At 62.4% G+C, this 18,343-nt stretch carries 22 protein-coding genes; 9 read left to right on the plus strand and 13 right to left on the minus strand.

Annotated elements, in window-relative coordinates; genetic code table 11:
- Positions 1-26: 26 nt before the first annotated feature.
- Entirely contained in the window at positions 27-905 is an 879-nt protein-coding gene (locus tag ACLV8F_RS05005) for a DUF3365 domain-containing protein (protein ID WP_411883142.1), read from the minus strand.
- Between the two features lie 168 nt (positions 906-1,073).
- On the opposite strand from ACLV8F_RS05005, the gene rlmB reads away from it, so the two are divergent.
- Complete coding sequence (rlmB, locus tag ACLV8F_RS05010) at positions 1,074-1,832, plus strand: 23S rRNA (guanosine(2251)-2'-O)-methyltransferase RlmB (protein ID WP_411883143.1); 759 nt, start codon at positions 1,074-1,076, stop codon at positions 1,830-1,832.
- On the opposite strand, the gene ACLV8F_RS05015 is transcribed toward rlmB, so the two are convergent.
- From ACLV8F_RS05015 to ACLV8F_RS05030, 4 genes are all read right to left on the minus strand, one after another.
- Positions 1,829-2,422: a chromate transporter gene (locus ACLV8F_RS05015; protein WP_411883144.1), complete on the minus strand. Its 594-nt coding sequence runs from the start codon at positions 2,420-2,422 to the stop codon at positions 1,829-1,831. The genes rlmB and ACLV8F_RS05015 overlap by 4 nt on opposite strands.
- On the minus strand, positions 2,419-2,994 hold the full coding sequence (locus tag ACLV8F_RS05020) for a chromate transporter (protein WP_411883145.1): 576 nt from the start codon (positions 2,992-2,994) through the stop codon (positions 2,419-2,421). Before ACLV8F_RS05020 ends, ACLV8F_RS05015 begins: the two co-directional genes overlap by 4 nt.
- A gap of 145 nt (positions 2,995-3,139) precedes the next feature.
- A complete protein-coding gene (locus ACLV8F_RS05025; RefSeq protein ID WP_411883146.1) occupies positions 3,140-4,111 on the minus strand; it encodes a GNAT family N-acetyltransferase in 972 nt (323 codons plus the stop codon).
- A gap of 75 nt (positions 4,112-4,186) precedes the next feature.
- Positions 4,187-4,546: a cupin domain-containing protein gene (locus ACLV8F_RS05030; RefSeq protein WP_411883147.1), complete on the minus strand. Its 360-nt coding sequence runs from the start codon at positions 4,544-4,546 to the stop codon at positions 4,187-4,189.
- A 72-nt stretch (positions 4,547-4,618) separates the two neighbouring features.
- On the opposite strand from ACLV8F_RS05030, the gene ACLV8F_RS05035 reads away from it, so the two are divergent.
- The 4 genes from ACLV8F_RS05035 (at position 4,619) to ACLV8F_RS05050 (ending at position 6,959) form a co-directional block, all read left to right on the plus strand.
- Positions 4,619-5,470, plus strand: a complete 852-nt coding sequence (locus tag ACLV8F_RS05035) for an AraC family ligand binding domain-containing protein (RefSeq protein ID WP_411883148.1) — start codon at positions 4,619-4,621, stop codon at positions 5,468-5,470.
- A 120-nt stretch (positions 5,471-5,590) separates the two neighbouring features.
- On the plus strand, positions 5,591-5,971 hold the full coding sequence (locus tag ACLV8F_RS05040; protein WP_411883149.1) for a RidA family protein: 381 nt from the start codon (positions 5,591-5,593) through the stop codon (positions 5,969-5,971).
- A gap of 71 nt (positions 5,972-6,042) precedes the next feature.
- Positions 6,043-6,684 carry an HAD family hydrolase gene (locus ACLV8F_RS05045; protein ID WP_411883150.1) on the plus strand — a complete coding sequence of 214 codons (642 nt, stop codon included), beginning with the start codon at positions 6,043-6,045 and terminating at the stop codon, positions 6,682-6,684.
- Positions 6,685-6,764: 80 nt separating this feature from the next.
- On the plus strand, positions 6,765-6,959 hold the full coding sequence (locus tag ACLV8F_RS05050) for a hypothetical protein (protein ID WP_411883151.1): 195 nt from the start codon (positions 6,765-6,767) through the stop codon (positions 6,957-6,959).
- 18 nt (positions 6,960-6,977) lie between these two features.
- Here the strand turns inward: ACLV8F_RS05050 and ACLV8F_RS05055 are convergent, their stop codons facing one another.
- Positions 6,978-7,190, minus strand: a complete 213-nt coding sequence (locus ACLV8F_RS05055) for a hypothetical protein (protein ID WP_411883152.1) — start codon at positions 7,188-7,190, stop codon at positions 6,978-6,980.
- Positions 7,191-7,757: 567 nt separating this feature from the next.
- Here ACLV8F_RS05055 and ACLV8F_RS05060 point away from each other — a divergent pair.
- Positions 7,758-8,336, plus strand: coding sequence for a hypothetical protein (locus tag ACLV8F_RS05060; RefSeq protein WP_411883153.1), 579 nt, complete (start codon positions 7,758-7,760; stop codon positions 8,334-8,336).
- 97 nt (positions 8,337-8,433) lie between these two features.
- On the opposite strand, the gene ACLV8F_RS05065 is transcribed toward ACLV8F_RS05060, so the two are convergent.
- From ACLV8F_RS05065 to ACLV8F_RS05075, 3 genes are all read right to left on the minus strand, one after another.
- Positions 8,434-8,673: a hypothetical protein gene (locus ACLV8F_RS05065; protein WP_411883154.1), complete on the minus strand. Its 240-nt coding sequence runs from the start codon at positions 8,671-8,673 to the stop codon at positions 8,434-8,436.
- Positions 8,674-8,899: 226 nt separating this feature from the next.
- A complete protein-coding gene (locus tag ACLV8F_RS05070) occupies positions 8,900-9,229 on the minus strand; it encodes a hypothetical protein (RefSeq protein WP_411883155.1) in 330 nt (109 codons plus the stop codon).
- Positions 9,230-9,239: 10 nt separating this feature from the next.
- Complete coding sequence (locus tag ACLV8F_RS05075) at positions 9,240-10,202, minus strand: hypothetical protein (RefSeq protein ID WP_411883156.1); 963 nt, start codon at positions 10,200-10,202, stop codon at positions 9,240-9,242.
- A 374-nt stretch (positions 10,203-10,576) separates the two neighbouring features.
- Between ACLV8F_RS05075 and ACLV8F_RS05080 the strand changes: the two genes are divergently transcribed.
- Both ACLV8F_RS05080 and ACLV8F_RS05085 read left to right on the plus strand, forming a co-directional pair.
- The gene (locus ACLV8F_RS05080; protein ID WP_411883157.1) at positions 10,577-11,167 is read left to right on the plus strand and encodes a hypothetical protein; all 591 of its coding nucleotides are present in this window, start codon (positions 10,577-10,579) and stop codon (positions 11,165-11,167) included.
- Between the two features lie 143 nt (positions 11,168-11,310).
- Complete coding sequence (locus ACLV8F_RS05085) at positions 11,311-11,880, plus strand: hypothetical protein (RefSeq protein ID WP_411883158.1); 570 nt, start codon at positions 11,311-11,313, stop codon at positions 11,878-11,880.
- Between the two features lie 347 nt (positions 11,881-12,227).
- Here ACLV8F_RS05085 and ACLV8F_RS05090 read toward each other — a convergent pair whose 3' ends face one another.
- The 3 genes from ACLV8F_RS05090 to ACLV8F_RS05100 all read right to left on the minus strand — a co-directional run bounded on the left by ACLV8F_RS05090 (position 12,228) and on the right by ACLV8F_RS05100 (position 16,516).
- Positions 12,228-12,968: a dienelactone hydrolase family protein gene (locus ACLV8F_RS05090; RefSeq protein ID WP_411883159.1), complete on the minus strand. Its 741-nt coding sequence runs from the start codon at positions 12,966-12,968 to the stop codon at positions 12,228-12,230.
- A 186-nt stretch (positions 12,969-13,154) separates the two neighbouring features.
- Positions 13,155-15,302 carry a 3-hydroxyacyl-CoA dehydrogenase NAD-binding domain-containing protein gene (locus ACLV8F_RS05095; RefSeq protein WP_411883160.1) on the minus strand — a complete coding sequence of 716 codons (2,148 nt, stop codon included), beginning with the start codon at positions 15,300-15,302 and terminating at the stop codon, positions 13,155-13,157.
- Between the two features lie 5 nt (positions 15,303-15,307).
- The gene (locus tag ACLV8F_RS05100) at positions 15,308-16,516 is read right to left on the minus strand and encodes an acetyl-CoA C-acetyltransferase (RefSeq protein ID WP_411883161.1); all 1,209 of its coding nucleotides are present in this window, start codon (positions 16,514-16,516) and stop codon (positions 15,308-15,310) included.
- Positions 16,517-16,670: 154 nt separating this feature from the next.
- Between ACLV8F_RS05100 and ACLV8F_RS05105 the strand changes: the two genes are divergently transcribed.
- Positions 16,671-17,834, plus strand: a complete 1,164-nt coding sequence (locus ACLV8F_RS05105) for an acyl-CoA dehydrogenase family protein (protein WP_411883162.1) — start codon at positions 16,671-16,673, stop codon at positions 17,832-17,834.
- A gap of 60 nt (positions 17,835-17,894) precedes the next feature.
- On the opposite strand, the gene ACLV8F_RS05110 is transcribed toward ACLV8F_RS05105, so the two are convergent.
- Positions 17,895-18,343, minus strand: a 449-nt coding sequence (locus tag ACLV8F_RS05110; RefSeq protein ID WP_411883163.1) for an OmpA family protein, incomplete at its 5' end; no start/stop codon positions are given.

Below are 18,343 nucleotides of genomic sequence, written 5' to 3' on the forward strand. Positions count from 1 at the left end.
CGAGGGGGCGTGAAATCCGGTGCGTCTCAGTCGCCGCGGTCGATCATCTGCATGGCTTTTTCCAGGCTGCGGCGCATGCGGTTGAACGAGCTGCCCAGCACGGCCACCTCGTCCTTGCCGCCGTCGGCGAACTCCGGCACCTCGAAGTCGCCGGTGCTGACCTTGTCCGCCGCCTGCGACATGCGGCGTATGGGCCGCACGATGAGCCAGCTCAGCATCAGGTTGAGCACGACGAAGACCACCGCGAACACCGCGGCCAGCGAGGCCATGAAGGTCTTGAAAGTGCGCTCGGCGTTGCGGATGGGAATTTCCATGGGCACCGTCACCACCTGCGCGCCTATGATTTCATTGTGTTTCCAGCCGAAGCCGTTGGCTTCGCCGTAAATCTTGATCATGCTGGCCGGGGCGTTGGCCGGCACGCTGTGGCACTGCAGGCAGGCCGCGTTGGTGATCTGGATGGGCTTGGCGATGTACAGCAGCCGGCCGGTGGCGGCGGCGCGCTCCGAAATGAGCTCTTTCGAATCGGCGTTCTGGCGGAACTGCTGGACGATGTCGGCTTCCCAGTCGGTGGCGCGGTCGCGCGGGTTGGTCGGGTTCAGCGTCGCTTCCTTGTAGCCGTAATCGCGGTACTTTTTCTGGATGTTGCCCAGGGTTTCGGTGGCGGCGTAAGCCGGCACGGTTTGCGGCAGGAAGACTTCCTCCAGTTGCTTGTCCAGGTGCGGCTTGATCTGCTCCACCGTGTAGGCCCGCACCGAAAGGGCGGTGTCCATCATGAGGCGGGCATTGCGCAGCACTTCCTCGCGCGCGTTTTCCTGCAGCAGCTGGCGCGACATGAACCCGGCGGCGCCGAACCCGGCCAGGAACACCACGATCAACACCAGGTTAAATTTAAGCCTCAATCCCATAATGCCCCCGCCGCGTTGTTGTGAATTTGCCGGGCCCCAGGCCGGCCACAGATTGTTACTATTTTAGTCTTACCCTGCAGGCATTGTGACCGCCGGTCGGACCCCGCGCACCGGTAGTAATGCCGATGCCTTCCGCCGCCCAGACTCCTGGCAGTGATAATCCCCACCATGTCCTCTACCCCCAAAGTCCTTTTTGGCTTTCATGCCGTCGGCGTCCGCATCAAAACCGCGCCCAAGTCCGTTCTGGAGGTGTTTTTCGACGTTTCGCGCCGCGACGCGCGCATGCGCCAGTTCACCGACCGGGCCCGCGAAGCCGGCATACGGCTGATCGAATCCGACGGCCTGCGCCTGGCCAAGATGTGCGGCAGCCACGGCCACCAGGGCGTGGTCGCCCGGGTTGATCCTTTGGCCCAGGTCAAGTCGCTCGACGAATTGCTCGAGCAGCTCGAAGAAGCCGGCACCGCCCAGCCCCTGCTGCTGGTGCTCGACGGCGTCACCGACCCGCACAACCTGGGCGCCTGCCTGCGCGTGGCCGACGGCGCCGGCGCGCATGCCGTCATCGCGCCCAAGGACCACGCGGCCGGCATCAATGCCACCGTCGCCAAGGTCGCCAGCGGCGCGGCCGAAACCATGCCTTACTTCATGGTCACCAACCTGGCCCGCACCCTGGGCGAGCTCAAGGAGCGCAACATCTGGTGCATAGGCACCAGCGACGACGCCGAAAAAACCATTTACGACGTGGACCTGACGGGTCCCGTCGCTCTCGTGCTGGGCGCCGAAGGCGAGGGCATGCGCCAACTCACGCGCAAGACCTGCGACGAACTCGTCAGCATCCCCATGCACGGCGCGGTGGAAAGCCTCAACGTGTCCGTGGCCAGCGGCGTGTGTTTGTACGAAGCCTTGCGCCAGCGGCGCCCGGGCGCTTAGATCAGCCCGTACCAGCCCAGCAGCGCGCCCGCGCCCAGCAGCCACAGTAAATGGATCTTGCTGCGCCAGACGATGATGGCCGAGGCGGCCGTCACCAGCCACACCGGCCAGTCTTTCAGCGAACTGCCGTTGGCGCTGGCCAGGATCCAGCTGGTGGCGATCAGCAAGGCCACCACGATGGGGCCCATGCCCTGCTTGAAGGCGCGCACGGCGCGCAGCTCGCGGTTGCGGTGGCCCCATTGCGCGGCCGTGTAGGTCAGCGTGGTGCTCGGGATCAAAATGCCGAGCAGCGCCAGGAACACGCCCAGCAAGCCGGTCATCATGCCGCCGGCATTCAGGCCCACGTTCCAGCCCAGCAGCGCGATGAACAGCACGTTGGGCCCCGGCGCCGACTGCGCAATGGCGATGGAGGCGTTGAACTGCGCGTCGGTCAGCCAGTGCTGCTTGTCGACCAGGAAGCGGTGCATGTCGGGCGCGGTGCTGATGGCCCCGCCCACCGACAGCAGCGACAGCGAGAGGTAGTGCAGGAACAGGTCGAACCAGTCCCGCGCGCCGAACACCAGGTGCAGCGTTTGCAGCTGTTCGTTCATGGCTTGAGCCTCCGGTAGGCCAGCACACACGCCGTGAGGCCCAGGGTCAGCAGCACATACGCCAGCGGAATGCGCAGCAGCGCGATCGCCGCAAAACACAGCACGCCCAGGCCTATGCACAGCCGGATGCCCAGCACGTTCTTCTGGAGCGCCCCGAAGAGCTTGAGGCCGGTCGCCGCGATCAGCCCGGCCGCCACCGCGCCCATGCCGCGCAGCGCGCCCGCCACGCCGGGGTGGCCGGCGAACTGCGCATACAGCACCGCCAGCACCAGCACCAGCACCAGCGGTACCGTCAGCATGCCGGCCAGCGCCGCCATCGCGCCCTTGAGGCCGAAGTAGCGCCCACCCACCATCAGCGAGAGGTTCACCACGTTGGGGCCCGGCATGATTTGTGCCACCGCCCAGTCCTCGATGAACTCCTCGCGCGTCATCCATTGTTTTTTCTCCACCAGCTCGCGCTGCACGATGGCAAGGACGCCGCCGAAGCCCTGCAGGGCCAGCAGGGTGAATGAAATGAACAGGTCAGTGAGGGATTTGGGTTGCGGACGCTCTTCCGCGGGCAGGGGGCTCATGCGCCCATTATCGCCGCCCGCGCCGGACGCCCTGGCCCGCGAGCGGGAAGCCGAGGCACTTCATCTGCTACTGAAACGATAGCCCGCTATTCGCCATTCACGAGGGCTTGAGGCGGAAAACCCAGGAACTTTCCGGCGCGCAAGCCTACAGTTTGAGCTCCCAGGTCTCGCCAACCAATTCCCGCCCAAAACCCTGATACGGCTCGCTCTTGACCAGCGTGAAGCCGCGTTTGGCGTAAATCGCGCGCGCCGCCGTCAGGCAGCTGTTGGTCCACAGCACCATTTTTTGATAGCCCTTGCCCCGCGCGAACGCGATGCATTCGTCCGACAGCCGCCCGCCCAGCCCCAGGCCGCGCGCGCCTTGCGTGAGGATCAGCATGCGTAGCTGCGCCACCGTGGCGGACTTGCGCACCACAAACACAGCGCCCACACGCTCGCCGTCAAGTTCGGCGATCCAGCATTTCTCGCAGTCCGGCCGGTAGTTCTTCAAGTACTTGCCTGCGATGTCGGCCACCAGCGCCTCGAACTCGCCGTTCCAGCCGTATTCACGCGCATAGATTTCGCCGTGCTGCTGCACCACCCAGCCCATATCGCCCGGTTGCGGGTCGCGCAGCACCACCGTGCGCGTCGCCGCGGCCTGGTCCGGCCCGGCCAGCAGGCGCTGCACCGTCGTCATGGCGCTGACCACCTTGTGCTGGTCGTCCGGCGCCAGCGCCGCCAGCAGGGCGGCCGCCTCGTCGCGCGACTGCTGCTGCAGCGGCGCGAACACCGCGTGCCCCGCCTGCGTCAGCTTCAATAAACTCTGCCGCGCATCCGCCGGCGAAGGCACACGCGCCAGCCAGCCCTTGCTTTCAAAGCGCCGCAGGATGCGGCTCAGGTAGCCCGCGTCCAGCGACAGGTCGCGCCCCAGCTCGGTGGCCGTCGGCTGGTCGCGGTGCGCCAGCTCGTACAGCACCCGCACCTCCGTCAGCGAAAATTCGCTGCCCAGGTAAGGGTCCAGGATGCCGATGCGCTGGGTGTAGAAACGGTTGAAACCGCGGATCGCCTTGATATGCGCCGTGGCGGCTGGGGTGGAAGGCGACGGGGCGGGGAGGGTGGAGGTGCTTGACTTGGCCATGGCGGCTATCGTCAGGTAATTGATTGACAAAGTCAAGTAATTAAAATTGCCCGCCGCTCCCGTCGGGTTTCGGGCTCAGATCACCCTTCGCGGCGCCGCCGTCGCGGCATCGCCGCTGTTGGGCGCGCCCGTCGGCTCAATCAGCAGAAGGTGCGCTTCCTCCGCCGCGCGCGGCCGGTGGCGAACGCCGCGCGGCACCACATACAGCTGGCCGGGCTTGAGCGCCACGGTGGGCTGGCCCTCGATGTCGATGTGCAGTTCCCCCTTGAGCACCAGGAAGAAGTCGTCGCTCTCCGGGTGCGAATGCCAGCTGTACTCGCCCTGCACCTTGACCACCATCACGTCATGGCCGTTGAACTCGCTCACGGTGCGCGGTTGCCAGTGGCCCTCAAAACCGGAGAGCTTGGCCTGCAGGTCTATGGCTTGTGTCTTCATGCAAATTCCTCTTGTGTTGCGATGCAAGAGAGTCTGCTTGTCCGCGGCCGGCGCGTCTTGTACGATTGTTTCATGCACGACGCCCAAGCCCCTACCTCCCAGGACTGGGCGCGCTTTCGCCCAGGCGCTTTGCCCGGCGTGACCTCGATGAACGCCCACTTCACCGAACACGCGTTTGAGCGCCACAGCCACGAGACTTACTCCATTGGTGTCACCGCCTCCGGCGTGCAGACCTTTCACTGCGGCGGCACGCTGCACGCCAGCCTGCGCGGCGACGTCATCCTCTTCAACCCCGACGAACCGCACGACGGGCAGCGCGGCACGCAGGAAGGCTTTGGCTACAGCATGCTGTATGTGGCGCCGCAGGTGGTCGACGAATGCCGCGACAAGGAGGCCGGCCTCGACATGGCCGCCTACTTTCGCCAGCCCGTGGTGCGCGACGCCGCCATGGGCCGTGCGCTGGCACAAGCCATAGCGGCAACCGGCCAGGCGCAGGAGTCGCTGCGCGCCGAGGAACTCACACGCGCCGTGCTGGTGCGGCTGCTGCAGCGCTATGGCGAGCGGCGCGGCACGGGCGATGAAACCCGGGCGGCCGGCGCCGCCCGCATGGCCCGCATCCGCGACTATCTGCGCAGCCACTACGGTCAGGACATCACCGTAGCCGCCCTGGCACATGAAGCCGGCCTTTCACGCGTGCACCTGACCCGCGCCTTCGCGCAACAGTTCGGCGTGCCGCCCCACATCTACCTCAACGCCGTGCGCCTGGAACGCGCCCAGGCGGCCATGCTGGCCGGGCAGGGCCTGGCCGAGGTGGCGGCCGCCTGCGGTTTTGCCGACCAGAGCCATTTCAGCCGGCGCTTCAAGGGGAGTGTGGGTTTGGCGCCTGGGGCCTGGCTGCGGCAGATGCGGGTTGCCGGTAAATGAGCGGCTGTTGGCATTGGCTCATCCATACTGAGGAGGCAACCGTCAGATCGTCTGCCCAGAATTACCTGCGGGCTTGTGCCCGCTTTGATCTCCCCATCATCTCGCAGCAACGGAAAACCCATGGCAAGAGACATCATCCGAACTCCCGACGCCCCGGCTTCGCCGCCCACTTACAGCCAGGCGGTACGCGCCGCCGGCCTGGTGTTCGTGTCGGGCACCGGGCCGCATGACCCGATGACCGGAAAGATCGTGGGCGAGACCATCCAGGAGCAGACCCGGCAGTGCCTGCACAACGTGTCGGCCATCCTCAAGGCCGCGGGCTCTTCCCTGGACAAAGTCGTAAGTGCCACCGTCATCATCCTCGAAGAAGCCGACTTCGCCGGCATGAATGAAGAGTGGCTCAAATGGTTTCCGGTGGACCCGCCCGCGCGGCAGGGCGCGAAGTTGCCCGTTCGGATGCCAGGCCTGAAAGTGTCCATCGCGGTCATTGCCGAGCAATGAGGCGCGAATGCAGTGTCCCGTACGCACCTTGCCAGTCATGATCACCGCTGACGGTTTCTGGAACACAAAAAATGCACGATAAGCCTGTGAATGGCAAGCCGCCGAAGCCTCGAGCCTTGCTCTTTGACCTGGGTGGGGTCGTGATTGACATCGATTTTCGCCGCGCCTTCAGTGTCTGGCAGTCAGGCTCCGCGTTGTCGCTCGAAGAAATCGCGGAAGCATTCAAGTTCGATCTGCAGTATCAACGTCATGAGCGAGGTGAGATAGCCGCATCGGAGTACTACGAGCATCTGGCCTTGATGCTCCGGATGAAGAATGACCACGCCCACATCGAGCGCGGGTGGAATTCGATATTCGTGCGCGAAATTTCCGAAACGACCGCCATGGTTCGCGCCGTGCGATCCACGATCCCGTGTTATGCGTTCACCAATACAAACGCCGCGCACGCCACGGCATGGTCCCGCATGTTTCCCGCTGTCGTGCAGTCGTTTGGCCGTATCTTCGCGTCCCATGAAATGGGTCTGCGAAAACCTGAACGCGCGGCGTTCGACCACATCGGGCAAGAACTCGGCCTTGCCGCGGAAGCGATCGTCTTTTTTGATGATCTTCCCGAAAATGTCCAGGGCGCATCCGAGGCGGGCCTGCAGGCCGTGCATGTGCGCTCTCCGGTCGATGTTCGGAACGCCCTGAGGTCGCTCGGCTACGAACTCTAAAGCATGGGGCTGGGCGAGGCTGCACCCTGTCAGCCGGTTCCTACATCGAAAGGTGACATTGTGGGCTCGGATTCCGCCCCGTGAAGGCTATCGTCAAGCGCATGCCTCCTTCAGAAAAACACACGCGCCATTTGCCCAGGGTGCCAGAAGAAAAATCCAAAGCTGACAAGCGCCTGATGGAGAACGGCTTGCTGGTTGCGCTATGTGTTGCGGCCGCTGTCGCCGGCTACTTCGTCGCGAACTTTGTTTCCAGGTGGATACTGGAAATCGGCTGAGTTCCGGCGCAAGGAATGCTAGTTGCCGGAAGCGCCCGACAGCAAGCGCCCCATCGCAAGGCTGAACGCGACGTCTTCTTTCCATTGTTCAAACTCGGCGGTCGTCGGCGCCGGCCCCGCGCCGCGCTGGCAGGCGTCCATCCTGGCCATCAGTGCCTGGCGGCGCTGCTCGCGCGCATCGTTGTCCGCGTGCTGGGCCGCACCGGTGCAAAGTGGATTCTTGGCATTCATCAATGTATTTCACCCGGTAGCCGTCATGGCTCAGTTTGGCAACACGAAACGCCACAAGCTTGCAAACTCATAGGCCCTGGCGACGGGGGCCTATGGTGTCGTGAAACCGCAGGCCCTGCCCGGCTTCCTTCAGGATGAAATTGCCGGTATGGGTCAATGTTACTTTCAGGACGGCGAGCATGTGACTCCTTGATGCTGTGAATGTTTGCAGAGCCGCTACGGTCTCGCTATCTCTTTTCATGCATTCCGCGCGTAGGACGATGCCGGGCACCGCCCAGGCCAGCATTGAAATTGTCAGGAGTTTTTTGCCTGGAGGAGTCCTCTATTTGGAGGAGAACGCCCCCGCATTACTGCCATCCACGTACCCCTTTTGTGCGACAGACAGGCCGGCCGCGCGTCACTACCATCCCCGCACAGTTCATGCCAACGCGCGCAACAACAAACAGGTGCGCGTTGAAAGAGGGCTGTTGCAATGCGCTTCATGGCGCCTCCATGAAGCTTTCACCATTTAACCTCCAAGGAAATTCAATGGCGGGATTCAGGACGTACAACCACACCAACCAGCCCATGTGGGTCACCATCTACACGGTGGGCCGCGTATTCAAGGAAGACTGGGGCAATGTCGATGCGGGAACATTCCGCGACTGGAACAGCGGAACTTACGCCTATGGTTCTTTCTACCAAATCCGGGGGCAGTGGCCCACGACGGAATCAACATTTGATACCGATACCACGACGCGGCTGGGCTCGTCGGACCCCACCGAACGGGTCTTGCTCGGCGGCACTTCTGGTGTGTACTGGTCCAAACCCCTTGTCCGGACGGAAAATTTGCTGGACGTGCCCGTATGGATCACGATCTACGAAGGCTTCGGACAACTCAAAACGGACTACGGAGACGTCGAGAAGGGCGGCACCCGCGACTGGACTGGGGGCGCGGACGGTGAGTATTCAAGCCACTCGCTTCTCACCGTGCTGGCTGAATGGACGCCCATTGCCTCGCCACAGGACAGGACGCTGCAGGCAGCACCCTCCGCCGGGCAGGAGTCCCTCAAGACCGACCGGGTTTTCGGCACCGTGGGAAATGGCATCGCCCATATGCGCCTGGAGAAGAAAAACGGAAAAGTGGTCTGGACGGAAGTGGCATAAAAAAACGGCCCCTTGGGGCCGTTTTTGTTTCTCGGTTGGCTCGCCGGGCGGCTGACCGCGCGGCCCCGGCCCCTGGCCTTATTCCCTTATTGCGGCATCAGCCGGGCAATGAGGTGCCCGCCAGCAGCCGGCCCATGGCCTGGGTGAATGCCGCGTCTTCCTCGCATTGCTCGAGTTCCGCAGCCGTTGGCGCAGGGCCGGTGCCTTGCCGGTGCGCGGCTATTTTGTCCACCAGGGTTTTGTAGCGCTGCTCACGCGCCGCGCTGTCGGCATGCCCGGTTTGCGGCGGGGTGGGGTCGCCTGCCAGGGGCGAAGTTGAATTCGGAATCGCGGGCATGGATCTCCTTGCAGTTGGGCAATCCTGACAGGTCAGGCGCCGGCGCGCCGTGGCATTTTTCACACCTTCGCAATGCGATTGCCTGGAGGGCCAAGGAAGTTCGGCGGAATGCACACTAAGTCACGTCTGTGCCGTGGCCCCGGACTGCCGGGCATAGGGCCAAGGGGCGCGGTATTTCTACGCGGATGGTGAAAAGTGCCTGAGTTCGACGACCGGCGGGCTTCCCTTAAACCAGGCGGATCATGGCTTTGACGAAATCAGCCGCGATGGCCAGGATTTCCTTGGTTTTTATGGCGGCCTTCATATCGGCCTCCACTTGCTGAAACCTGCCCAGATCAATGTCGCTTGTGAGGATGGCGTCCTTCAACAGGCGTCCTTCCAGCGCGGCGTACTCGACCACCGCTTTTTCATAGGCCCGTCTCAAATCAAAAATTTCGTCAAATCGCCGGCTTGGTTGCGCAGTTTTTGCGTCCCAATAAAGATCCAGCAAGGCTTCCAGCGTTGCCTGAACGGATATTCGCAATTTGTCATCGTTGTCCTGCACTTCAGTGGCCATGGGTCGCTCCTTATGCGGGGGTCTTGCACTTGATTCCGGCGCGAGGAAGAGATTGCTCGGAAAACCTGGTGAGCCATTCATCGTTTTTAATTTTTCCGAGAACAACGCCCGCTTTCTTCGCAATCTCCGCCCCATCCAGAGAATCATCAATGCGGGAAAGCCCGGGCGCGTAGCGTTGCACGATCTTGAGTACATCCGAGAAGCTGACGGTTTCTATGGACTCAATGGCGTTGTAGAGATCCGCGGACGATTGGGCCGCTTGTATGAAGGCGGCTTGTACGTCTTCATTGGCTTTCGCTTCCGACCGGAAAACTTGCCGGATGGATTGCAATGAAGCGGCCGCGGCGGCTCCGTCGGCGGCCCGTAAGGCTGTCACGTAGCGATCTCTTGCTTCTCGCGAGCCGATGGAAAATTCGGTGTATCGGGCGCCACCATCGGCATTAAAAGAGGTCGCAACACTCCGGAGATTCTTCGTCAGGTTGAAGATATTCTCTTTAAGGCAAACGAATTGTTCGGACCCCAGCGGCCAGGCAGCTTCATAGTCCGCGGCGGTGGATTCAAGACGTCCCAGCTCACGCGCGACATCCGCTGTTTGCGCCTTCAGGTTTTTCTTGATGTCCGCGCGAGGATCGGTGTCCGCCAGAGAGCTGCGGAGGTTTTTCAGGTCCGGCTTCCAGCCGGGATCCTTCGCATCCTTCATGGCTTGCGCGACAACGCCGCTGATGATTTCTTCCTCCGGCATGGGCTTCTCGACTCTTGCTTGAGCCATCAGCTCGGCGTACATGTTGATGGCGTTGTCAACCCGTGCTTTGAGCGCTGCGGCAGCTGCCTTTGCGGCTTGCGCATCTTCAGGGGAGCATCCCGCAAGAAGCGATAAATGAAATGCAACCAGGCAAGTCCAGGCCAGTCTCTGGAAGCAGTTTGTTTTGAATCGTTTGCCCGGTTCGCAGCGCAAACTTGATGCGTAATGCATTTTGTCCTCCCTTTTGTTATCCGGCTTCGCGCAGTTGCCGCAGTGCATTCCTGCCGCATTCATTTTTTTTGCACTCTATGCGAAACTTTTTGTTGCGTCAACGGCGTGGAGTGTGAGTGTCGGAGCCCTTTGCGCGTTGCGTCTCGCCGCCGGCTTCATAGAGAGTGGCCCGTCCACTGTACGTTCTCCCCCAATTGGAGGATGCTCGCCCGCACGTAGGTCAAACACGATGGAATCGGCTGCCTGGTCTGTGATCCTCCATATGGAGGAGGCGGCTGGCAGGCTGTCTGCCTAGAATTGTTTCTAGATTACGCCGCAGACGCGATGTTATATCGCCGGCCTTGCGATAACCTCCGCGTGCACGAAGGAACCATATGCCTGAAGAACTCACACAAGGCGAACCTAAATCGGCTGCAGACCCTGCCGATTTCTCCGTGCACAAACAACTCGTATTCTGGCTCTTCGCTGCCACCTTCATTCTCGTTGCTGCTACCGCATTCATTCTGATAACAGCTGGGAGCTCCGGGCCGGGTGTGGGAGAAGTGAAAATTGCACCGGTGGTAGTAATAGCTGGTACTCTTGGCGCGTTTGTAAGCGCACTGCGTCGCATATATTCATTTGAGAATATTTTCCCGAGCAAGGAGTATCAGAGCTTCCTTAAGGGCGCAAACATCTATGTAATTGCGTACTCAAGTATTCCGCCGCTAGTAGGCGCTATCGCAGCCATAGTTATGTACCTCGTTTTCTCATCGCGGATGTTTCAAAGCGAACTAACCCCTCTATTCGTTTGCGAGATTGAGAGGTGCGCTAACTTCATGGACTTCCTGGATCACTGGAAGCCAGACAAACCATCTGACTATGCAAAGGCAATTGTTTGGGGTTTCATAGCCGGGTTCTCTGAGCGCTTTGTACCTGACATCCTGAATCGCTTCTCTACCTCAACAGGGAAAAAGAGCGATGCCTAACCACTCGCTCAAGCCGAGGTCCAACGGCGTGTCGAACCGGCCATCAAGCGCAGGGATTTCGGGCCATTTTTCGCTTGCTGTCCAGCGCGCAACACCATCGGTGGCGGCGTAGCTCAAACGTTGGACCGCACAAGGAGAGAACGATGTCTAGCCAGATAAATTTTCTGAGAACTAACTTTGGTACGCACTGGGGATCCCAAGTGTTCTGCAGCATATTTGCTGTGCTCTTTGGTGGCACGCTGTTGCGGTTGTGTTGGGTCTTCGGGGGTGAAAATTCCATAGCAATTGCACAGAACGTATTGATGTGCCTGATCGGTAGCTTGCTTGGGTGGGCAATCGGCATGTTCTTCTCCCCATTTGACAAGGCAGACTCGACGCGCCTTGAGTATCTTGGAAAAACAATTGCCGCATTTGCATCAGGGTATGTGCTCAGTAAGGCGGAGCCTCTTATATCCGCCGCAACAGATCGTATTGTTGAGACGCCTGAAACTATTCAGTGGAACAACGTTGGCTTGTTCGTAAGTGCATTTCTTCTCGCGGCCATAGTCGTCTTCGTTAGCCGATCCTACGCATTGAAAGAAGAAAGCATCTCGGCGTTGGAGTTAAGAACTAGGGAGGAGAAAGGTGCTGACGCTAAGGCCGCTGGCACGGTGGGCGCTGGCGGAGAAAGTTTGGATGCTAGTTACGAGCGTTCCGCTTCGGCATCTCGATGAAGAGCGAAAACTATTGAGGAGCATCATGAAACCCGTACATATCATTGCTGCCGTCGGCTTTATATTCGCTGCGCCAACCGCCATTGCATGTTCCCCCGCCCGAGCTTAAAGTGGACAGAATGGGAAAAGCCATCATTCCTCCATACCGCTTCGGCTATGTTGCCGTGGTTTTTGGGGGCGCGTGAACTCGTTGCGTCATCGGGGCGAGAAGCGATTTCTGCCAGGGTGCAAGCTCTTGAAGTCAAGGTTCTTGAGAGTTCGAATTCCGGCATCGAACCCGGAGCGCGGAACACCGTCTATTGCCTCGGAATTGGCGCAGACTGTTCGGTCTTCGACGAGGCGGCTGCTTACGCGCGCAGAGTCCGATCAAACAAGGCCTGCATCGCTGCCCAGCCGCGATCGGCTGCATCGGGGTCATAGACGGGGAAGTCCGGCACCATCCAGCCATGGAGGGCGCCGGCGTAAAGCTCGGCGCGGTAGCGCACGCCTGATTTTGTCAACGCATCTTCCAGGCGCGCGGCCATGGGCGCGGGGTAGCTGTCGTCCTTGTCGGCGCTCGCGATATAAAGCTCCGCGGCCACGCCGGGCACGAGCAGGTGCGGGCTGTCTGGCGCGTCGGTTGCGAGGTTGCCGCCGTGGAAGCTGGCGACAGCCGCGAAACGCCTGGGGTAGTTTGCCGCCGCGGCGATAGCCAGGCCCCCACCCATGCAAAAACCTGTCGCGCCTGTCTTGCTGCCCGCGATGTCTTTGCGCGTGTCGAGATAGGCCAGGAAGGCGGCGGTGTCCTCGGATGCCTTGGCGGTTCCCGTGGTCGCCATGAGGGGGCCCAGAATGGCGCCCACGTCACCCTTGAACACTTCCCTGGGTACGAGCGGTCCGTACGGCCCATAGCGGTAGAAGAGGTCGGGCAACAACACGACATAACCGGCGTCCGCAAGTCTCGCTGCCATCTCCAGCATCGCCGGCCGGATTCCGCCGGCGTCTCCGTAGAAGATGACCGCGGGCCATGGCCCGGTGCCGCCCGGCGTCATGACGCAGGCGGGGCAATTGCCGTCAAGGGTCCGGATGCTTATTTGTTCAGTGGGCATAAAGTTCCTGTTCACCGCTGGAATCCCACAGCGGTCTGGTGCTTGTGTGAGCGCCCGTCTTGTTTCAGCGGGCGCTGTGACAGGATAGTCGAAAGACGTGTCCATCCTTGCCAGGCAGGACGGACGCGCGGCATGCCTGCAAACAATCGCCTCTTGGCCGTAGATGGGCCAAAGTGAAGTGGCGCTTCAATAAACCGGCTGGTGCTTGCGGATCGTGTCCTTGACCTCGGCTGTCAGTGCAAAGCCGGCACCGAACCTGGCGGCCAGTTCTTCGCAGCGCGCGGCAAAAGCGTCCACTCCCATGCCATAGATGAACTGCATCGCGCCACCGGTCCAGGCCGGAAATCCTATGCCGAAGATGGAGCCTATGTTGGCGTCGTGCACCGTGGTCAGCACGCCTTCACTGAGGCAACGCGCCGTTTCCACGGCCTGGCGGTAGAGCAGGCGGTCCTTGAGCTCCTCGATGTCCCAGGCGGCGCCGGGTTTCTCGAACAAGGGCTTGAGTTCGGGCCACAACTGTTTCTTCGCGCCCGGCTCGGCGGGGTAATCGTAAAAACCACCGCCGGCCGCGCGGCCGGGGCGATTCAATTCTTTCACCATGCGCTCGACCAGCAGCTCGCCCGGTGTGGCGGTGTAGGTCTTGCCTTCGGCCGTGAAGTCGGTGCGGGTCTGGTCCAGCACATGCACGCTGAGCGAGAGCGCGGTTTCATCGAGCACGGCCAGCGGGCCCACGGGCATGCCGGCCTGGATGCCGGCGTTCTCGATGGCGGCGGCGGAGATGCCTTCGCCCAGCATGGCCGCGCCTTCCATCACAAAGGTGCCGAAGGTGCGGCTGGTGTAAAAGCCGCGCGAATCGTTGACCACGATGGGGATCTTGCCCAGGGCCTGCACGTAGTCGAAGGCGCGGGCCACGGTTTCGTCGTCGGTCTCCTTGCCGCGGATGATCTCGACCAGCTTCATCTTGTCGACCGGGCTGAAGAAGTGAATGCCTATGAATTTTGCCGGCCTGTCGCTGGCCGTGGCCAGGCTGGAGATGGGCAGGGTGGAGGTGTTGGAGGCAAAGAAGCCGCCGGGCGCCAGCAGCGGCTCGGCCTCCTGCGTGACCTTGGCCTTGAGGTCGCGGCGTTCAAACACGGCTTCGATGATGAGCTCGCAGCCCGCGAGGTCGGCCGCCTGGCCGGTGGCGGTGATGCGCGCGAGCAGGGCGCTTTGTTCGGCGGCCGTCATGCGGCCTTTCTCGACGCGCGGTCCGGTGATCTTGGCGCTGTAAGCCTTGCCGGCTTCCGCCTTCTCCTGGCTCACATCCTTGAGTACGGTGCTGATGCCTTTGGCGGCCTGCGCGTAGGCGATGCCCGCGCCCATCATGCCGGCGCCCAGGATGCCAACCTTGTTGGGCCTGAACTTCGGCACACGCGGCGGGCGCGACTGGCCGCTCTTGATGGCGTTCATGTTGAAGAAGAAGGTGTTGACCATGGCTTTGGCATTGGTGCCGGTCATGAGCTTCGCGAGGTAGCGGCTCTCGATGCGCAAGGCGGTTTCCAGGTCCACCTGCGTGCCTTCGACCATGCAGGCCAGGATGGCCTCTGGCGCGGGGTAAAGGCCGCGTGTCTGCTTCTTGAGCATGGCGGGCGCGACGCTGAGGGCCGCGGCGATCTTGGGGTTGGCCGGTGTGCCGCCGGGGATTTTGTAGTCTTTGGCTTCCCGGGAGTGTTGGGCCTTGGGGTTGGCGGCCAGCCAGGCCAGGGCCTTGGCGCGCAGCGCGCCCGCGTCGGCGACCAGTTCATGCACCAGGCCCAGCGCCAGCGCCTGGCGCGGGTTGAAGGTCTTGCCTTCGACCAGGTAGGGCTGCGCGCCCATCAGGCCCAGGTGGCGCGTCATCTTGGTCACGCCGCTGGCGCCGGGGAGCAGGCCCAGGGTGACCTCGGGCAGGCCGAACTGGGTCTTGCTGTCGTCCACCGCCACCCGGTAGTGGCCGACCAGCGCGACCTCCCAGCCGCCGCCCAGCGCCGTGCCGTTGAGGCAACTGGCAACCGGGATGCCCAGGGTTTCGAGCGTGCGGAAGTTTTTCTTGACGCGTTCGACCTCGGCATAGGCCTTGGGTGCATCGGCGGGCGTGAGGCGCATCACGGCCTTCAGGTCGGCGCCGGCAAAGAAGGTGGATTTGGCGGAGGCCAGGACTATGCCCTTGAGGCTCTCCTTGTCCTTGAGTACTTGCGCGGTGACTTCGCTGAGGTCGTCCTGCCACTGCAGGCACATGGTGTTGACGGGCGAGTCCGGCTCGTCAAACGTGATGGTGGCGATGCCGTTGTCGACGTGGTATTTGATGGTCTTCATGGCGTTCAGATTCTTTCGACTATCGTTGCAATGCCCATGCCGCCGCCCACGCACAGCGTGGCCAGGCCGTAGCGCAACTTGCGCCTGTGCAACTCGTCGACCAGCGTGCCGAGGATCATTGCGCCCGTGGCGCCCAGCGGGTGGCCCATGGCGATGGCGCCGCCGTTCACGTTGACCTTGTCGTGCGGCACTTTCATCTCTTTCATGAAGCGCATCACCACGGCGGCAAAGGCTTCGTTGACTTCGAACAGGTCAATCTGGTCCACCGTCATGCCGGCCTTGGCCAGGGCTTTGCGCGTGGCGGGCATGGGGCCGGTCAGCATGATGGTGGGATCGGCGCCGCTGAGCGCCGCGGCGACGATGCGGGCGCGCGGCTTGAGGCCGTGGGTTTTGCCGGCGGCTTCCGAGCCCACCAGCACGGCGGCCGCGCCGTCGACGATGCCGGAGGAATTGCCGGCATGGTGCACGTGCAGGATGCGTTCGACCTGCGGGTAGCGCTGCAGTGCCACGGCGTCAAAGCCCATGGCGCCCAGTTGCTCGAAGGCGGGCTTGAGTGCGCCCAGGCCTTCGAGTGTGGTGTTCGGCTTGATGAATTCGTCTTCACCCAGGATGGTCTGGCCCAGGAAGTCTTTCACCGGCACGATGGAATCGGCGAAGTAGCCGGCGGCGCGGGCTTTGGCGGCGCGCTGCTGGCTTTCGAGCGCGAAGGCATCGACGTCGGCGCGGCTGAAGCCTTCGAGCGTGGCGATCAGGTCGGCACCTATGCCCTGGGGCACGAACAGCGTGGCGCTGTTGGTTTCGGGGTCCTGCGCCCAGGCGCCGCCGTCGGCGCCAATCGGCACGCGGCTCATGCTTTCGACGCCGCCGGCCACCACCAGGTCTTCCCAGCCGGAGCGTACTTTCTGCGCCGCCATGTTGACGGCCTCCAGGCCCGAGGCGCAAAAGCGGTTGATTTGCACGCCCGAGGCGCGGAAGTCCCAGCCGGCTTTCAGTGCGGCCACCTTGGCGATGACGGCGCCCTGGTCGCCCACCGGCGAGACCACGCCCATCACCACGTCGTCGACGGCGGCGGTGTCGAAGCCGTTGCGCTTTTGCAGGTCGGCCAGCACACCGGCCAGCAGGTTGACGGGCTTGACCTCGTGCAGGCTGCCGTCTTTTTTGCCCTTGCCGCGCGGTGTGCGGATGGCGTCGTAGATAAAGGCTTCAGTGCTCATGGCTTTTCCTCGGGAGGGCAGGGAAGATCGGGAGACGGGAAGGGAGGCTGTTGAAGTATATTCATTTCACAAAGCAGCCGCTTTGTATAAATACTTCCCGCGGCTTCCTCCGGCCTTTCCCCGGCATTCCTCCAGCCTTTCCACAGGTGACACCATGATCGAACGCAGCCTCTTCACTTCCGACCACGAAGCCTTCCGCGACGCCTTCCGCCGCTTCATGGAAAAAGAAATCGCGCCCTTCCACGAGCAGTGGGAGGAGCAGGGCTATGTGGACCGCAAGGTCTGGAACAAGGCCGGCGAGAACGGCTTCCTGTGCATGACCATGCCCGAGGAATACGGCGGCGCGGGCGCCGACAAGCTGTACTCGGTGATCCAGATGGAGGAACTCGGGCGCGGCGGTTTCACCGGCATCGGCTACGGGCTGCACAGCGAGATCGTCGCTCCCTATATCCTGCACTACGGCACCGAGGCACAAAAGCAGAAGTACCTGCCCAAATTGGCCAGCGGCGAGATGGTGGGCGCCATCGCCATGAGCGAGCCGGCCGCCGGCTCGGACCTTCAGGGCGTGAAGACCACGGCGATCAAGCAGGCCGACGGCAGCTACCTGCTCAACGGTAGCAAGACCTTCATCACCAACGGCTGGCATGCCGACCTGGTGGTCGTGGTGGCCAAGACCAACCCGGCGGCGGGCGCCAAGGGCACCAGCCTGATGCTGGTCGAGCGCGGCATGCCGGGCTTTGAAACCGGCAAGCGCCTCAAGAAGCTGGGCATGAAGGCGCAGGACACCTCTGAGCTGTTTTTCACCGACGTGAAAGTGCCGGCGGAAAACCTGCTGGGCGGCGAGGCGCATGAGAACCGCGGTTTTATCTGCCTGATGGAACAACTGCCCTGGGAGCGGCTGCAGATCGCCATCACGGCGGTGTCGTCCGCCCAGGCGGCCATCGACTGGACGCTGGCCTATGTGAAGGAGCGCAAGGTCTTCGGCCAGCCCGTGGCGAACTACCAGAACACGCGCTACACCCTGGCCGAGCTGCAGACCGAGGTGCAGGTGGCGCGCGTCTTCGTCGACAAGTGCGTGGAACTGGTGGCGCAGGACAAGCTGGACACCGCGACCGCCAGCATGGCCAAGTACTGGTGCAGCGACCTGCAGTGCAAGGTGATGGACGAATGCGTGCAGCTCTTTGGCGGCTACGGCTATATGTGGGAATACCCCATCACCCGAGCCTATGCCGACGCGCGCGTGCAGCGCATTTACGGCGGCACGAACGAAATCATGAAGGAGGTGATTTCACGGGCCATGGGCCTGGGCGCGAAATAAGCGTTCGCAGAAAAAACAAAAGCCGGCAGGCGCCGGCTTTTGCGAAGGAAGGCGCGAGCCTTAGTTGACGCGGCGCTCGATGACGATTTCCTCGACTTCCACGCGGCGGTTGGGCGCCAGGCAGGCGATCAGGTCCGAGAGCCTGCGGTCGTTGCAGGTCACGACCGGGTTGCTTTCGCCCTTGCCGACGGCGGTCAGGCGGCCGGCGTTGACACCCTTGCTGCTCAGGTAGTTCTTCACCGCGTCGGCGCGGCGCTGCGACAGCTTGAGGTTGTAGGCGTCCGAGCCGATGCGGTCGGTGTAGCCGGACACGGTGATGTTGCCGTTGAAGTTGCCGCTCATCAGGGTTTGCGCAATCTGGTCCAGCTTGGGTTGCGGGCTTGCCAGTTCGGCGCTGTCAAAGGCGAACAGCTCGGTGGCCGCCAGCGTCACGCGCTCGAAGCGTGCGGGCGGTGGAGGAGGAGGGGGTGGCGGTGCGGTGACCGTCGGCTGCGGTGCGGGCGGCGGGG

It is taken from the genome of Polaromonas sp. YR568, from assembly GCF_943369675.1.
GTDB lineage: Bacteria > Pseudomonadota > Gammaproteobacteria > Burkholderiales > Burkholderiaceae_C > Polaromonas.

What these genes read in the sequence shown, in the direction of transcription:
- ACLV8F_RS05005 (WP_411883142.1), bottom strand. Translation starts at nt 905, where the DNA reads ATGGGATTGAGGCTTAAATTTAACCTGGTGTTGATCGTGGTGTTCCTG.
- rlmB (WP_411883143.1), top strand. Translation starts at nt 1,074, where the DNA reads ATGTCCTCTACCCCCAAAGTCCTTTTTGGCTTTCATGCCGTCGGCGTC.
- ACLV8F_RS05015 (WP_411883144.1), bottom strand. Translation starts at nt 2,422, where the DNA reads ATGAACGAACAGCTGCAAACGCTGCACCTGGTGTTCGGCGCGCGGGAC.
- ACLV8F_RS05020 (WP_411883145.1), bottom strand. Translation starts at nt 2,994, where the DNA reads ATGAGCCCCCTGCCCGCGGAAGAGCGTCCGCAACCCAAATCCCTCACT.
- ACLV8F_RS05025 (WP_411883146.1), bottom strand. Translation starts at nt 4,111, where the DNA reads ATGGCCAAGTCAAGCACCTCCACCCTCCCCGCCCCGTCGCCTTCCACC.
- ACLV8F_RS05030 (WP_411883147.1), bottom strand. Translation starts at nt 4,546, where the DNA reads ATGAAGACACAAGCCATAGACCTGCAGGCCAAGCTCTCCGGTTTTGAG.
- ACLV8F_RS05035 (WP_411883148.1), top strand. Translation starts at nt 4,619, where the DNA reads ATGCACGACGCCCAAGCCCCTACCTCCCAGGACTGGGCGCGCTTTCGC.
- ACLV8F_RS05040 (WP_411883149.1), top strand. Translation starts at nt 5,591, where the DNA reads ATGGCAAGAGACATCATCCGAACTCCCGACGCCCCGGCTTCGCCGCCC.
- ACLV8F_RS05045 (WP_411883150.1), top strand. Translation starts at nt 6,043, where the DNA reads ATGCACGATAAGCCTGTGAATGGCAAGCCGCCGAAGCCTCGAGCCTTG.
- ACLV8F_RS05055 (WP_411883152.1), bottom strand. Translation starts at nt 7,190, where the DNA reads ATGAATGCCAAGAATCCACTTTGCACCGGTGCGGCCCAGCACGCGGAC.
- ACLV8F_RS05060 (WP_411883153.1), top strand. Translation starts at nt 7,758, where the DNA reads ATGTGGGTCACCATCTACACGGTGGGCCGCGTATTCAAGGAAGACTGG.
- ACLV8F_RS05065 (WP_411883154.1), bottom strand. Translation starts at nt 8,673, where the DNA reads ATGCCCGCGATTCCGAATTCAACTTCGCCCCTGGCAGGCGACCCCACC.
- ACLV8F_RS05070 (WP_411883155.1), bottom strand. Translation starts at nt 9,229, where the DNA reads ATGGCCACTGAAGTGCAGGACAACGATGACAAATTGCGAATATCCGTT.
- ACLV8F_RS05075 (WP_411883156.1), bottom strand. Translation starts at nt 10,202, where the DNA reads ATGCATTACGCATCAAGTTTGCGCTGCGAACCGGGCAAACGATTCAAA.
- ACLV8F_RS05080 (WP_411883157.1), top strand. Translation starts at nt 10,577, where the DNA reads ATGCCTGAAGAACTCACACAAGGCGAACCTAAATCGGCTGCAGACCCT.
- ACLV8F_RS05085 (WP_411883158.1), top strand. Translation starts at nt 11,311, where the DNA reads ATGTCTAGCCAGATAAATTTTCTGAGAACTAACTTTGGTACGCACTGG.
- ACLV8F_RS05090 (WP_411883159.1), bottom strand. Translation starts at nt 12,968, where the DNA reads ATGCCCACTGAACAAATAAGCATCCGGACCCTTGACGGCAATTGCCCC.
- ACLV8F_RS05095 (WP_411883160.1), bottom strand. Translation starts at nt 15,302, where the DNA reads ATGAAGACCATCAAATACCACGTCGACAACGGCATCGCCACCATCACG.
- ACLV8F_RS05100 (WP_411883161.1), bottom strand. Translation starts at nt 16,516, where the DNA reads ATGAGCACTGAAGCCTTTATCTACGACGCCATCCGCACACCGCGCGGC.
- ACLV8F_RS05105 (WP_411883162.1), top strand. Translation starts at nt 16,671, where the DNA reads ATGATCGAACGCAGCCTCTTCACTTCCGACCACGAAGCCTTCCGCGAC.